The following is a 14,778-nucleotide window of genomic DNA, read 5'->3' on the forward strand; positions in this document are numbered from 1 at the left end:
TCCGGTCACACCCGCCTTGTAGGCTGGGACGGTCCCGTACCCCGACGACGCCGACAGCCGGAGCGACCGTTGCACCTGAAGAGCCTCACGCTGAAGGGATTCAAGTCCTTCGCCTCGGCCACCACCCTGCGCTTCGAACCGGGGATCACCTGCGTCGTCGGCCCGAACGGCTCCGGCAAGTCCAATGTCGTCGACGCCATCGCCTGGGTCCTCGGCGAGCAGGGCGCGAAGTCCCTGCGCGGCGGCAAGATGGAGGACGTCATCTTCGCGGGCACCACCGGCCGCCCCGCGCTCGGCCGCGCCGAGGTCACCCTCACGATCGACAACTCCGACGGCGCGATCCCCATCGACTACTCCGAAGTCTCGATCACCCGCCGCATGTTCCGCTCCGGCGAGGGCGAGTACGAGATCAACGGCGACCGCTGCCGCCTCCTCGACGTGCAGGACCTCCTCTCCGACGCCGGCATCGGCCGCGAGATGCACGTCCTGGTCGGCCAGGGCAAGCTCGACTCCTACCTCCACGCCCGCCCCGAGGACCGCCGCGCGTTCATCGAGGAGGCCGCGGGCGTCCTCAAGCACCGCAAGCGCAAGGAGAAGGCCCTCCGCAAGCTCGAAGGCATGCAGGGCAACCTCGACCGGCTCTCCGACCTCACCGGCGAGCTGCGCCGCCAGCTCAAGCCCCTCGGCCGCCAGGCCGAACTCGCGCGCCGCGCCCAGACCATCCAGATGGACCTGCGCGAGGCCCGCCTGCGGCTCCTCGCCGACGACCTCGCGTCCCTGCGCCAGAACATCGCGAAGGACCTCGCCGACGAGGAGGCGATCAAGGAGCGCCGCGCCGTCCTCGCCGACGAGCACGAGCGCCTCGCCGCGCAGGTCGGCGAGGTCGAGACCGCGCACGCCGCCGACAAACCGCGCCTCGCGCGCCTCCAGGAGACCTGGTACCGCCTCCAAGCGGTCGCCGAGCGGCTCCGGTCCACCGCGCAACTCGCCGCCGAGCGCCGCCGCTACCTCGCCGAGGAGCAGGACGACCGCGCCGGACGCGACCCCGAGGTCCTGGAGACCGAGGCCCAGCGCATCCGCGAGCAGGAGATCGAGCTGCGCGAGGGGATCGCCGAGGACTCCGAGCGGCTCGCCGCCGCCGTCGAGGCCCGCGAGGAGACCGAGACCGCGCTCAGCGACGCCGAGCAGCGCATCGTCGGCGCCGTCAAGGCCGCCGCCGAGCGCCGCGAGGCCCTCGCGACGCTGCGCGGACGCGTCGACTCACTCAAGTCCCGCACCGCGGCCGCCGCCGAGGAACTCGAACGCGCCTCCATCGCGCTCGCCGAGGCGAAGGAGCGCGCCGAGGCCGCCGCCGAGGCGCACGCCGAGGCCGAGGCCGAGAGCGAAGCGGTCGAGACCGACTCCGAGTTCGACGAGGCCCTCGCCGAAGCGAAGGCCCGCACCGCCGCCGCGAAGGCCGAGCTCGACCGCCTCCAGGCCGCCGAGCGCGACGCCGACCGCGAGGCCTCCCAGTGGGCCGCCCGCGAAGAGGCGCTCGCCGTCGGCCTGCGCCGCAAGGACGGCGCCGCCGCCCTGCTCTCCCGCGACGACGCCGTCCCCGGCGTCCTCGGGTCCGTCGCCGCGCTCCTCACCGTCAGGCCCGGCTACGAGCCGGTCCTCGCCGCCGCGCTCGGGCGCCTCGCCGACGCCATCGCCGTCACCGGCCCCGCCACCGCCGCCGAGGCCATCCGCCTCCTGCGCGACGAGGACGGCGGGCAAGCCGGCTTCTTGATCGCCGGTGCGCAGACGCACGTGGCCGTCCCCAGTGGACTCCTCCCGGTCGCCGACACCGTCTCCGCGCCCGCCGAGCTCGCCTCCACCGTGCGCGCCGTGCTCGCCGGGATGGTCGTCGCCGACGACCTCGACGCCGCCCGCGCCATCGTCGAAACCCACCCCGACCTCACCGCCGTCACCCGCGCAGGCGACGTCCTCGGCGCCGCGACCGCCCACGGCGGCTCCGCGAAGGCCCAGTCCTACATCGAGATCCAGGCCGCCGTCGACGAGGCCCGGGACAAGAAGATCGCCGCCGAATCCCTCGCCGCGCAGCTCGGCGAGCAGCTCGACGCCGCCCGCGAGGCCCACGCCGAAGCCGAGGCCGCCGCCGAGCAGGTCCGCGGCGCCCAGCGCCAGGCCCAGGCCGCGCACAGCGTCGTCGCCCGCCGCCTCGCCGAACTCGGCGCCGCCGCCCGCAGCGCCGAAGCCGAGGTCGCCCGCCTCGCCCAGGCCAAGGACCGCGCCCAGACGGCCCGCGAAGCCGACACCGCCGGACTCGGCGACCTCGAAGCGCAGCTTGAGGAACTCGAATCGCTCCCGGAGATCGAGGAGCCCTCCACCGACGAGCGCGACGTCCTCTCCCGCCAGCTCGACGCCGCCCGCCAGAACGAGATGGAGACCCGCCTCGCGGTCCGCACGGCCGAGGAGCGCGCCTCCGCGCTCGCCGGACGCGCCGACGCCCTCGCCCGCCAGGCCCAGTCCGAGCGCGCCTCCCGCGCCCGCGCCGAGGCCCGCCGGGCCGCCCGCGCCCGCGGCGCCGCCGTCGCCGCGCTCGTCGCCGAGGCCGCCGAGGAGACCGGCGTGCGCCTCACCGACTCCCTCGAAGCCGCCGCCATCGAACGCGACACCGTCGCCGCCGAGCAGGCCCGCCGCGAAGCCGCCCTCACCGAGCTGCGCACCCGCGCCGCCGCCACGGCCGCCGAACTCGAACGCATCACCTCCGCGGCCCACCGCGACGAGGTCGCCCGCGCCGAGCAGCGCCTGCGCATCGAGGCCCTCGAAGAGAAGGCCGGCGCCGAGTTCGGCGTCGACATCGAGACGCTCATCGCCGAGTACGGGCCCGACCAGCCCGTCCCGCCCAGCGCCGACGAGATCGCCGCCGCGGCCGAGAAGGGGAAGCCCGAGCCGCTCCCGGCCGACTTCGACCGGCCCCTCATGGAGAAGCGCGCCGCCCGCGGCGAACGCGAGCTGAAGCTCCTGGGCAAAGTGAACCCCCTTGCGCTGGAAGAGTTCGCGGCCCTCGAAGAGCGGTACAAGTTCCTCAGCGAGCAGCTCGAAGACGTCAAGAAGACCCGCGCCGACCTCACCACGGTCGTCAAGGAAGTGGACGACCGCATCCAGCAGGTGTTCGCCGAGGCGTTCGCCGACACCGCCCGCGAGTTCGAGCACGTCTTCCAGACCGTCTTCCCCGGCGGCGAGGGCCGCATCCTGCTCACCGAGCCGGACGACCTGCTGCGCACCGGCGTCGAGGTCGAGGCCCGCCCGCCCGGCAAGAAGGTCAAGCGGCTCTCGCTGCTGTCCGGCGGGGAGCGGTCGCTGACCGCGCTGGCGCTGCTCGTGGCGATCTTCCGCGCCCGCCCCAGCCCGTTCTACCTCATGGACGAGGTGGAGGCGGCGCTCGACGACGTGAACCTGGGGCGCCTGCTCGATCTGCTGCGTCAGCTCCAGGAGAACTCGCAGCTGCTCATCATCACGCACCAGAAGCGGACGATGGAGATCGGCGACGCGCTGTACGGGGTCACCATGCGCGCGGGTGTCACGCAGGTCATCAGCCAGAAGTTCTCCCGCGAAGAGGAGTAAGGGCAGCCCAGTACAGTGGTTGACGATCGTCAACTCGTGGAGGGCTTACCTGTGGACAACCTGTGGATCTGGGTGGTCGCCGCCGTCGTCGCGGTCGCCGTCATCGTCGGTGTGGTGGTCGCCGTGCGCGGCCGTTCGAAGTCCGCCGTCGAGGCTCCCGCCGAGGAACCGCAGGTCGAGGCCGCGCCGAAGGCCGAGACTCCGGCTGAGGCGCCGAAGCCGGCCGCTCCGGCGGTCGAGACGCCCGAGCCCGTCGCGGGCCGCCTGGTGCGGCTGCGCTCGCGCCTGGCCCGCTCGAACAACGCGCTCGGCAAGGGCCTCCTGGCGCTCCTGGCGAGCGACAAGCTCGACGACGGCGTCTGGGACGAGGTCGAGGAGACGCTCCTGACCGCCGACGTCGGCCTGGACGACACGACCGCGGTCGTGGAGCGCCTGCGCGAGCAGGTCAAGGTCCTCGGCACCCGCGACCCCGAGGAGCTGCGGCGCCTGCTCAAGGCCGAGCTGACCGCGGTCCTCGAACCGGACCTCGACCGGTCCATCGCCACCGCCGCGCCCTCCGGGGAGGGCCCCGCGGTGATCCTCATGGTCGGCGTCAACGGCTCGGGGAAGACCACGACCTGCGGCCGCGTCGCCCGGGTGCTCATCGCCGAGGGCAAGTCCGTCGTGATGGGCGCGGCCGACACGTTCCGCGCCGCCGCCGCCGAGCAGCTGGAGACCTGGGGCGCCCGCGTGGGCGCGAAGGTGGTGCGCCGCGGCGAGGGCGCCGACCCCGCCTCGGTGGCGTTCGACGCGGTGAAGGCCGGTGCCGACGACGGCGCCGACGTGGTGCTCGTGGACACCGCGGGCCGCCTCCAGAACAAGGCCGGGCTCATGGACGAGCTCGGGAAGGTCAAGCGGGTCATCGAGAAGCAAGGCCCGGTGGCGGAGACGCTCCTGGTGCTCGACGCGACCACCGGGCAGAACGGCCTCCAGCAGGCGAAGGTCTTCGGCGAGGTCGTGCAGGTGACCGGCATCGTGCTGACCAAGCTCGACGGGTCCGCGAAGGGCGGGATCGTGATCGCGGTTCAGCGGCAGTTGGGGGTACCGGTTAAGCTGGTCGGACTCGGAGAAGGCCCGGACGACCTGGCCCCGTTCGAGGTCGGAGCGTTCGTCGACGCACTCGTCGACGGCGCCGAGAGCTGACACAGCACGCAGGCGCAAGGGCACAGCGGGGACCGGTGAGCCAAGACGAGATTCCGCTTATTGGCGGCAACACGAGCACGGTCATCCGGCTGGGCGACACGGTCCGCCGGAACACCGGACCCTGGACCCCCGCGGTCCACGCGCTGCTCCGGCACCTGGAGGGCGCCGGGTTCACGGGCGCGCCGCGGGTGCTGGGCGTCGACGAGCACGCGCGCGAGGTGCTGTCCTTCGTGGAGGGCGAGCCGGGCAAGTACCCGCTCGCGCCGCACTGGACCACCGACGAGACCATGAGCGCGGTCGCGAAGATGCTGCGCATGTACCACGACGCGCAGTACGGCTTCCGGCCGCCGCCGGGCGCGACCTGGCGGTCCTTCGGGCCGCCGCCGCCCGACACCGAGGTGATCTGCCACCACGACGCCGCGCCGCACAACGTGGTGTGGCGGCCCGACGGGACGCTGTCGCTCATCGACTTCGACCTGGCGAGCCCGGGGGCGCGGATCTACGACGTCGCGTACGCGGCGTGGACGTGGGTCCCGATCTTCACCGACCGCGACTCGATCACCTTGGGCTGGAAGAAGCCCGACCGGGCGCGGCGGCTGCGGATGTTCGCCGACGCGTACGGGCTCTCCGACCGGGACCGCCAGCGGTTCATCAAGGTCATCCGCAAGCGGATCGTGGACCACATCGAGGGCATCCGCCGCATGGCCCAGGCGGGCGACCCCGCGTTCGAGCGGATCGTCCAGAAGGGGCACCTGCGCCGTCCGGCGCGGGACCTGCGGCTGCTCGACGCCGAGCGGTACATCCTCGACGAAGCCCTTCGGTAGGCGAAGGGCGAAGACCCGCCGACGAGCCGGGAGCCGGGGGTCTTCGCCCAGGGGAGCGCTCCCAATCATGAATCGCCTGCCCGTCGGATGGATCTGGCGGTTCGTTCGGGGGAGCGCCGGGACTTTGGCGCGGGGATGGATTTGAGGGAATTGGAGCAAACCTACCGTGTGAGCGTTTGCCTGTCAATACATTGTCAAACGTCAATATTAAGTGCCCCGGGCGGGTATGCCCGGCGCGCGAGTTCCCAAGGGGCGCAGCAAGACGGGCGCCCCGGCCGTCTGCACTCGGCCGGGGCGCCCGACTCCTCAGGAGCGAAGTTCTGCTAGGCCAGGAGGTCCCCGGCGCGGGTGAGGACGAAGGCCGCGACGTTCCGGCTCAGCTCCACGCCCGCGAGGTCCGCCGAGCGCGAGTGGATGCCCGACCACACGCGCGCGTCGGTGTTCTCGGTGGTCAGCGGGTGCCACGTGGTGTACGTGCGGGTCACGCCCGGGGCGGTCGGGCTCGGGATCGTGAACGCCGCGCCCGGCCCGTCGCCGACGAGCTGCGTGAGCACCTCCTCGGCCGATCCGGAGTAGGTGTTGTGCCCGCTCGGGTAGTCCGGGTGCGAGGGCGTGGTGTGGAGGGGCGTCCAGGACGGGTCCTGCACGGTGGCGGGGTCACCATCCTCGACGGCCCCCGCGATGGCGGTGACCGGGCGCCACCACAGGTGCGCGTACTTCGAGTCCGACGTGGCGATCTGCGTGTCGACCGACGCGACGTGGAACAGCGCCACCAGCTCCACCTGCTCGCGCAGCGACCCCGAGTGGTGCTCCAGGGCCGCCCGCAGCACCGGGTTGTACAGCGTGAACGAGGAGCCGAGCCAGAACTGCGCGGTGTCGGTCTGCGCCTGCGTGCGCGCGGTGCTGTTCAGGCCCCCGTACGCGTACACCTCGTCGAGGTCGGCGCGGTACTGCGGCGTGCCGAGCGCCGGGGGCGCGTCGAGGCGGAACTGGTCGGCGCTGTCGAGCGCGAACGGCACGGCGAAGCGGGTGCCCGCCTGGGCCGCGGGCCCGAACGCGGGCGGCGTCGGCTGCCACACGCCCGGCGCGGCGGCCGGGGGCGTGAACGGAGCGTTCACCGAGGCCGGGTCGAGGCCGTCGCCGGCGCGTTCTTCGAGCAGGTCGTCGGCGCGCTCGACGCCCGCGGCGACGCCCTTGCGCTTGGCCCGCCCGTCGGGGACGCGGGCGAGCGCGGCCTCCAGCGCGTCGTCCAGGGCCGCCTGCTGGGTCGGCGCGAGCGCGTACAGCGCCCGGTGGACCGCGGCCGCGAGCGCGGCCTCGCGGTAGTGGCCCGCGTTGACGCCGTGGGGGACGCGGCGCACGGCGCGGGCCGCGGCGAGCCACGCGATGGCCCAGGTGCGGCTGTTGGTGACCTGGGTGGCGGCGGGCGCCGCGGTGACGGCGGCGTCGGTGGCGTCGAACCAGCCGAGGACGGCCGCGCCGTGGCCGTGAGCGGCCGCGGGCGCGGCGATGCCGATCGCGGCCCCGGTGGCGGCGATGGGCGCGGCGGCGAGGACGGCGCGGCGGGATATGGAGGTGCGGGTGGAGGACATGGGTCTCCTTGCGGTGCGGTGGGATTGAAGGCGGGGAACGGTGATTCGGGGCGCGGACGATCCGCAGCGGCGTGATCGGCGCCGGAAGAGGGGGAGTGGCCCGCCGGTCCGGGAGGCGTCGCAGGGGAGGAACGGCCTGGCGCGGACCGGCGGAGGTCTCAGCGACAGAGGGCGCTGGCGACGCGCATCTGGTCGACTTCGCGCCGCTGTGCGAGTGCGTTGGCGGGCTTCATGAATCGAAGATAGCAGTAATCCCATCGGAATACTAGAGAATACTTCGGATCGTTCCGCCCGCGAAACCGTCCGGCAACGGGACCGGGGGCGGACCAGGCGGGCGAGGAGATCGGCCGCGACGGCGGGGCGGGCTCTGCCCACCCGCTGGGTGGGTAGTTCTACCTCCCACCCTCCCGACCTGGACCGACATTCCGGGCCCGCGCCGTCACCCGATCGGGTCGTGACGTGCGTCGCGGCCGTCAGGCCGCGGTCCAGCGCAGCTCACGACTCGCCAAGGGCCCGTAAGGCGTCAGCGCCGCCAAGTCCGCCTTGTACTCGCCGGGCTCGCGGTCCAGGGCCCGCGTGAACCGCCGCTCGGCGTCCTTCGGCGGCGCCGCGATCGGCTCGCCGTTCCACACCCCGCCGACCGCGTACGGGTGCTCGGGCCTGATGCGCACCGCGGGCGCGCCGTCCTGGGCGACCACGCCGACCGCGACGTCCGACAGCCGCGGGTACGCCCCCGCGGACTCGCGCAGCAGCCGCTCGGTCGGCAGCACCCCGCCCTCCTGGAACACCGGCACGAACCCCTCGGGCGCCCACGCCGCGCCCGTCACCGACGCGTGCGCGAAGTACGCCCACCACAGCGCCGGGTCCTGGATCGCCTGCCGCGGCCCCACGTGCACGGGCCGCGCGGGCCGCTCGCGGGCCTGGAGCTCGGGGAGGCTCAGCGGCCGCCCGTCCTCGTCGGCCCAGTACGCGCCGTGCTGCCCGTCCAGGAGCACCCACCGGTCCAGGTCGTCGATCCACGCCTCGGCGACGGCGTGCCCCTGCCCGACCCCGTCGTGGTAGTCCCCGCGCCGCAGCCACACCCGCCGCGCCGGGATGCGCAGCGCGTTCAGGCCCTGCGCGAGCACGATCGAGTACTCCACGCACGAGTACCGCGCGCCGAGCGCGACCTGCTCCAGCACGTCGACCGCGTCGCCCGCGTTGATCCGCGCGTTCGCGTGCCGCCACAGCGCCGACGTCCACGCCAGCAGGTCCCGCGCGGTCTGCCACGCGCCCTCGCTCGGCCGCGGGAGCCGGGACGCGAGCTGGCCCTCCCGGTGCGCCTCGATGCGGTCCAGGCGCAGCGGCGCCCCCGCCCCCGGCTCGGGCCACGCGGTGATCCGCAGCGGCGGCGCCGGGACGTTCGCCTTGGCGCGCTCCAGGACCCGCGCCCAGTCCGGGTCCTTCCCGAACGCCGCCGACAGCTCCGGCTCGAACAGGTCCGTCTGGTGGAACCCGGCGTCGATCGCCTCGTCGAGCGTCGCCCGGGCGCCCTTGAGCCCCACCTTGTGGGCCGCGATCGCGAGCGACGGCGCCCAGAGGTCCCGCCAGAACTCCGCGTCCGCGCGCAGCGTCTTCTCCAGGTCGAGGAGCGTCCACCACCGCGCGCCGCGCATCGCGTCCTGCGCGACGGTGCGGACGCGCGCGAGTTTCACCGGAGAAGGGGCCTGTGCCATGCGTATGAGCGTAGTCACCGCGGGCGCGGGCGGAAAGGGCGTTGTGTCCGCGGCGGGAGGGCGCTAGAGTGAGCGGCATGATCCTTTAGAAGAGATACGGCCGCTGTGGGCGCGAGCGCCGACCGGCCGACCACGATGAGTGCGGCTTCCGCTGGAAGCCAGGCCATGAGACGTCGAGCAACGCTCCGTTTCGCGCTCACGTCTCTTCAAGCTCGACCCGAGAAGGGGATCCGCATGACTGAAACTCCCGAACCGCAGCAGGACGCCGCCGACGACGCGCCGCTCAACCGCGAGGAGCGCCGGGCGCTGGCCCGCGGCAAGAAGACCGGCAAGGCCGGGCACCAGTCGATCGGCGACAAGAAGTCGAAGGTCCGCTCGCAGATGCCGAAGGGCGGGGTGGGCAAGTTCCAGCTCCCGACCAAGAACGGCTGAATTCACTCAGAAGCGAAGCAGAGGCCGCCGGACCGCAGGGTCCGGCGGCCTCCGCCGTTCATCGCGGCACTAGGTGCCGCTCTAGATCGCCTCGCAGGTCACCGTCGGCGTCGCCGCCGGGGTGGACCCGATGAAGCCGAACACCTCGCGGCTCTGCCCCGAGGCGACCGTGCCGTTCCAGCCCACGTCGGAGGCGGTGACGCCCGCTCCCGAGCTGGTGATCGCGGCGTTCCACGAGGACGTGATCCGGGTCGAGCCCGCCCACGTCCAGGTGAGCCGCCAGCCGTCCAGGGCGGCGCCGGTGGCGGTCACCGTGACCTTGCCCTGCCAGCCCGAGCCCCAGTCGTTGACGACGCCGATCACGGCCGTGCAGTCGCCGTCCGAGGGCCCGCCGGTGGTCGGGTTCTCCGAAGGCGAGGTGGTCGGGTCGGTCGGGTCCGGGTCGTCGCCGAAGACCGTGGCCCGCTCGGCCGTGTTCTGGATGCCGTTCGCGGAGGTGAAGACCCGCTGGCCCCACGTCGTCAGCGCCGACGGGTTGAAGCTGGTGGTCTGGTCGAGGTCGCCGCCGGTGTTGCCCGAGTAGGACCACGCCAGCCACCCGATGCCGCGGGCCTGCGCCTCCGACTGGATGGTCTCCCACGCGACCGTCTGGCCCTGGAAGGTGTCGCCGTACTCGCCGACGATGAGCGGCAGGTTCATCTCCTCGAACGCGTCGAAGTAGTCGATGACCGTCTGCGGGTTCGAGTAGACCGCGTACATGTGGATCGAGAACAGCGTGTTGCCGTCCTCGTCCGCGGCCGCGACGGTCTCCGCGTTGTCGCGCATGACGTTCTGCCAGTCCTGGCCCCAGTTCGGGGCGTCGACGACGAGCGTGTGCTCGAAGCCGATGGACCGCATCCGCTCGATCGCGTCCACGGTCTGCTGCGTCCACTGCTGCGGGTTGGTGTTGCCGACCGGCTCGTTGCCGATGTTGATGAGGACGTACGCCTCCTCGCCGTCGAGCACGCTGAACAGGCCCTGCCAGAAGGTCACGGCCTGATCCAGGGTGGCCGCGCCCGACTCCTCGCCGTAGCCGGTGGTGTCGTGGACTTCGAGCATGCAGATCAGGCGCTGCGCCTTGCACTCGTCGACGATCTGCTGGACCCGCGCGGCGGTGGAGACGCCCCAGTTGCGCTGGCCGGAGCCGAGGACGACGCGGACGGTGTTCGCGCCGAGGTCGGAGATCTCGCCGTAGCTGGCGAACTCGCCTTCGTACCAGACGTCGGGGTGGGAGGTGCCGCGCATGATGAACGGGTTGCCGTTCGCGTCGATGAGCTGCGTGCCGTCGATCGAGAAGCCGCCCTGCTGGGCGCCCGCCGGGACGAGCTGCCACAGGCCGCCGAAGGCGAGCGCTGTCGCGGCCAGTACGGCCATGAGCCATCTGCGCATCCGACGCCGTGCCGGGGCGGCGTCGGTCGTGCCGTGTTCCATGGTGATCCCATCTGTAGGTTCGGGTGAGAGGTGAATCGGTTCAGACCGACCTTCACATAGAGAACCATAAATATCGATGGGGTTCAAGACGTGCTTCGGATTTCCCCTTGCAGCGGCGATGCCGGATGCGGCTTCAGGCCCGCGCCGGTCCGGTGGAGGCGCGCGGGGAGAGCTGCGCGGGCCGGCACTGAACCGAGAAAGTGCGGTCGGCGTCCGGTTCGGCGCCGATGACCGACAGGAGCGCCTCGGCGCACTGCGAGCCGTAGGCGCTGATGTCGCGGGTCAGGGACGTGAGTGCGGGGTGGGTGAGGCGGCACAGCGGCGAGTCGTCCCACGCCACTATGGACAGCCGCCCGGGGACGTCGATGCCGAGTTCGTGCGCGACGCCGAGTCCGGCCACGGCCATAACGTCGTTGTCGTAGATGACCGCGGTGGGGCGCCCGGCCGAGGACAGGAGCCGCCGGGTGATGCGCGCGCCCTGCTCGCCGGTGTAGTCGCTGTGGAACGTCTCCATCGACTCCAGGCCCAGCCCGGCCGCGGTCTCGGCGTAGGCGTTGTCGCGGATCCCGGTGTGCAGCAGGTGCGCGAACCCGGCGACCCGCGCGATCCGCCTGTGGCCCAAGGCGTGCAGGTACCCCAGGATCTCGCGGCACGGCTCGGCGTCGTCGTGCCAGACCGCCGGGAGGCGCGCGCCCTCGATCGGCCCGCCCACGGCCACCGCGGGCAGCCCCAGGTCGGCCACGAAGCCGAGCCGCCGGTCCTCGGTGCCGACGTCGCACATGAGGACCCCGTCGACGCGGCGCTCGGCCCACCAGCGCCGGTAGACCTCCAGCTCCTCCTCGACGGTGTCGACGATCTGGAGCGTCAGCCCGAACGACCCGGCCGAGAGCGTCGCCTCGATGCCGCTGATGAGCTCCATGAAGTACGGCTCGATGCCGAGCGTGCGGGCCGAGCGGCGCAGCGCGATGCCGACCGCCTGCGCTGAGGACACCGACAGCGACCGGGCGGCCCGGTTGGGGACGAAGCCCATTTCGGCGGCGATCGCCAGGATCTTCGCGCGCGTTGCCTCGGAGACCCCGGGCCTGCCGTTGAGCGCGTAGGACACCGCGCCCTTCGACACGCCCGCCGCGGCGGCGATGTCGGCGATGGTCACGCGCCTGGTCATCGGCGGTCCTCTCGGGGGTGATCGGGGGCGGCTGCCGGGGGGCTGGAGCGCCCGGCGGCGGTGAACCGGTTCAGCCGAGTTCTTCAATGTATCGACATGCATCATTTCAAACCGGCCGCGGCGGCGTCAACGGACCGACCGGGCCCGTGCGGGCGCGCCGGTCCGGGGCGCTTACGCGGTTCAGCCGGAGCGGGCGCGAGCTACGCTGCCGACTGTCGTGTTCTCCTCGTTCAGGAGCGCGCCACCTACGGCAACGCCCTCTCCGGAATCAAGGCATAGGACTAGGAGCTTCATTGAGCGCCAAGCGAACCCTGCACGAAGGCTGGACCGTCACCGGGGACCCCGGGGCGCCGCTCGCCGTCACCGCGATCCCGGCGGCGGTGCCCGGGGAGGTGGTCTCGGACCTCCTCGCCGCGGGCCTCGTCGGCGACCCGTACACCGACCAAGCGGAGCATGAGCTCGCCTGGGTCGGCCGCCACGATTGGACCTACCGGACCAGCTTCGATTTCGAGGGCGGGGACTGGGACGGGGTGGACCTGGCCTTCGACGGGCTCGACACGGTCGCGCGCGTCTCGCTCAACGGCGCCGCCGTGGGCGAGACCGCGAACATGCACCGCCGCTACCGCTTCGACGCCCGCGCCGCGATCCGGGAGGGCGCCAACGAACTCGAAGTGGCGTTCACCGCGCCGTACACGTACGCGGAGGCGCAGCGCGAGCGCCTGGGGGACCGGCCGAACGCGTACCCGGAGCCGGGGAACTTCATCCGCAAGGCCGCGTGCAACTTCGGCTGGGACTGGGGCCCGAACCTCGCGGGCGTGGGGATCTGGCGGCCGGTGCGCCTGGAGACGTGGCGGACCGCGCGGCTCGCCGAAGTCGTGCCGCACGTGTCGATCGAAGTGGCCGACGGCGCCGTCAAGGGCGTCGTCGAGTTCGCGGTGGACCTCCAGCGCGCCGGGGACGCAGACCTCGAACTCGTCTGCACCGCAGGCGATCAGACCACGACCGTGCGCGTTCCGGCGGGCACGGGGGCCTCGCGGGCCCGCGTCGAGGTCCCGAACCCGCGCGCGTGGTGGCCGCACAACCGCGGCGCCCAGTTCCTCTACGACGCCGCCGTGTCGCTGCGCTCGGGCGGCGAGGAGCTCGACTCCTGGTCGCACCGGATCGGCTTCCGCAAGGTCGAGCTCGACACCGAGCCCGACGAGGACGGCCGCCCCTACCAGTTGAAGATCAACGGCCGCCCCGTGTGGGTCAAGGGCGTCAACTGGATCCCCGACGAGGCCCTGTTCGGCCGCATCGACCCGGCGCGCATCGAGCGGCGGCTGCGCCAGGCCGTCGCGGCCGGGATCGACTACCTCCGCGTGTGGGGCGGCGGGGTCTACGAGTCCGAGGACTTCTACCGCCTCTGCGACGAACTCGGCCTCATGGTCGGCCAGGACTTCCTGTTCGCCTGCGCCGCATACCCGGAGGAGGAGCCGTTCTGGTCGGAGGTCGAGGCCGAGGCCCGCGACAACCTCGCCCGCCTCGCCCCGCACCCGAGCCTGGTGACGTGGACGGGCAACAACGAGAACCTCTGGGGCTGGCACGACTGGGACTGGCAGGAGCCGCTCGGCGATCTGACCTGGGGCGCCGGGTACTACCACGACCTGCTCCCGAAGCTCGTCTCCGAAGTGGACGGCACTCGCCCGTACTGGCCCGGCAGCCCCTACTCCGGTGCGCGCGAACTGCACCCGAACGAGCAGGCCCACGGATCGGTCCACATCTGGGACGTGTGGAACCGGGAAGACTACGCGCACTACCGGGACTGGAGGCCGCGGTTCGTCGCCGAGTTCGGCTACCAGGCGCCGCCGACGTGGGCCACGGTGCGGCGCATGACGACCGACGAGCCGCTCCGAGCCGAGACCCCGAACATGCTGTGGCACCAGAAGGCCGCCGACGGACAGGTGAAACTCCAGCGCGGCCTCGACGCGCACCTGCCGCCCGTGCGCGACTTCGACGACTGGCTGTACTTCACGCAGGTGAACCAGGCCAGGGCCGTGCGCCTCGGCATCGAGCACTTCCGGTCGCTCCAGCCGTACTGCACCGGCTCGGTCGTGTGGCAGCTCAACGACTGCTGGCCGGTGACCTCGTGGGCCGCGATCGACGGCGAGGAGCGCCTCAAGCCGCTCTGGTACGCCCTCAAGGACGCCTACGCTGACCGGATCGCCACGTTCCAGCCCGAGGGCGACGGCGTGAAACTGGTGCTCGTCAACGACTCCGACAAGCCGTGGGGCTCGGTCGTGGGCTTCTGGAAGTGCACGCCGCAGGGCCGCATCAACGGCCGCGCGCTCCTGACCATCGGCGTCGCGGCGCGCGACACCGCCGAACTCGTCCTCACCGGCGAGGTCGCCCCCAAGCCCGGCGAGTTCCTGGTGACCGGCCGCGAGGATTTCCCGCGCGCGACCTGGTTCACCAAGGAGGACAAGGACATGGACTGGCCCACCGCCGAGTTCACGGCCGAGACCAGGCCCGTCCCCGGCGGCGTCGAAGTGAAGGTCACCGCCGAGACCGTGCTGCGCGACCTGTGTCTCTTCCCCGACCGCCTCGACCCGGCCGCGACGGTCGACAAGGCGCTCCTCACGCTCATCCCCGGCGAGGAGGCCGTGTTCACCGTGACCAGCGAGGCCATCGCGGCATCAGCGGCACTCACGGCCGCCCTCACGTCGAAGCCCGTGCTGCGCGCGATCAACGACTGACCGTTTCTGTTGCGCGGGCGGCTGGGCCGCCCGCGCATCCGCATGCTGAGATCG

At 72.6% G+C, this 14,778-nt stretch carries 9 protein-coding genes; 5 read left to right on the forward strand and 4 right to left on the reverse strand.

Annotated features, from left to right (window positions below):
- Window positions 1–69 precede the first annotated feature (69 nt).
- The 3 genes from smc to WA640_RS06865 are packed head-to-tail and all read left to right on the forward strand — an operon-like array spanning window position 70 to window position 5,618.
- Complete coding sequence (gene smc, locus WA640_RS06855) at window positions 70–3,612, forward strand: chromosome segregation protein SMC (protein WP_335986805.1); 3,543 nt, start codon at window positions 70–72, stop codon at window positions 3,610–3,612.
- A 51-nt stretch (window positions 3,613–3,663) separates the two neighbouring features.
- Window positions 3,664–4,794: a signal recognition particle-docking protein FtsY gene (gene ftsY / locus WA640_RS06860; RefSeq protein ID WP_335986808.1), complete on the forward strand. Its 1,131-nt coding sequence runs from the start codon at window positions 3,664–3,666 to the stop codon at window positions 4,792–4,794.
- A 35-nt stretch (window positions 4,795–4,829) separates the two neighbouring features.
- Window positions 4,830–5,618, forward strand: a complete 789-nt coding sequence (locus tag WA640_RS06865; protein WP_106364909.1) for a phosphotransferase enzyme family protein — start codon at window positions 4,830–4,832, stop codon at window positions 5,616–5,618.
- Between the two features lie 323 nt (window positions 5,619–5,941).
- On the opposite strand, the gene WA640_RS06870 is transcribed toward WA640_RS06865, so the two are convergent.
- Window positions 5,942–7,210, reverse strand: a complete 1,269-nt coding sequence (locus WA640_RS06870) for a vanadium-dependent haloperoxidase (RefSeq protein ID WP_335986809.1) — start codon at window positions 7,208–7,210, stop codon at window positions 5,942–5,944.
- Window positions 7,211–7,683: 473 nt separating this feature from the next.
- Window positions 7,684–8,925 carry a transglutaminase domain-containing protein gene (locus tag WA640_RS06875; RefSeq protein ID WP_335986810.1) on the reverse strand — a complete coding sequence of 414 codons (1,242 nt, stop codon included), beginning with the start codon at window positions 8,923–8,925 and terminating at the stop codon, window positions 7,684–7,686.
- A gap of 234 nt (window positions 8,926–9,159) precedes the next feature.
- On the opposite strand from WA640_RS06875, the gene WA640_RS06880 reads away from it, so the two are divergent.
- Window positions 9,160–9,357, forward strand: coding sequence for a hypothetical protein (locus tag WA640_RS06880; RefSeq protein ID WP_335986811.1), 198 nt, complete (start codon window positions 9,160–9,162; stop codon window positions 9,355–9,357).
- Between the two features lie 81 nt (window positions 9,358–9,438).
- Here the strand turns inward: WA640_RS06880 and WA640_RS06885 are convergent, their stop codons facing one another.
- Both WA640_RS06885 and WA640_RS06890 read right to left on the reverse strand, forming a co-directional pair.
- The gene (locus WA640_RS06885) at window positions 9,439–10,827 is read right to left on the reverse strand and encodes a cellulase family glycosylhydrolase (RefSeq protein ID WP_335986812.1); all 1,389 of its coding nucleotides are present in this window, start codon (window positions 10,825–10,827) and stop codon (window positions 9,439–9,441) included.
- 133 nt (window positions 10,828–10,960) lie between these two features.
- A complete protein-coding gene (locus WA640_RS06890; RefSeq protein ID WP_335986813.1) occupies window positions 10,961–11,992 on the reverse strand; it encodes a LacI family DNA-binding transcriptional regulator in 1,032 nt (343 codons plus the stop codon).
- Between the two features lie 293 nt (window positions 11,993–12,285).
- On the opposite strand from WA640_RS06890, the gene WA640_RS06895 reads away from it, so the two are divergent.
- Window positions 12,286–14,724, forward strand: coding sequence for a glycoside hydrolase family 2 protein (locus tag WA640_RS06895; protein WP_335986814.1), 2,439 nt, complete (start codon window positions 12,286–12,288; stop codon window positions 14,722–14,724).
- Window positions 14,725–14,778 lie beyond the last annotated feature (54 nt).

Origin of the sequence: Glycomyces sp. MUSA5-2 (genome assembly GCF_037034145.1) — a bacterium.
GTDB classification, from domain to species: Bacteria; Actinomycetota; Actinomycetes; order Mycobacteriales; family Micromonosporaceae; genus Glycomyces; species Glycomyces artemisiae.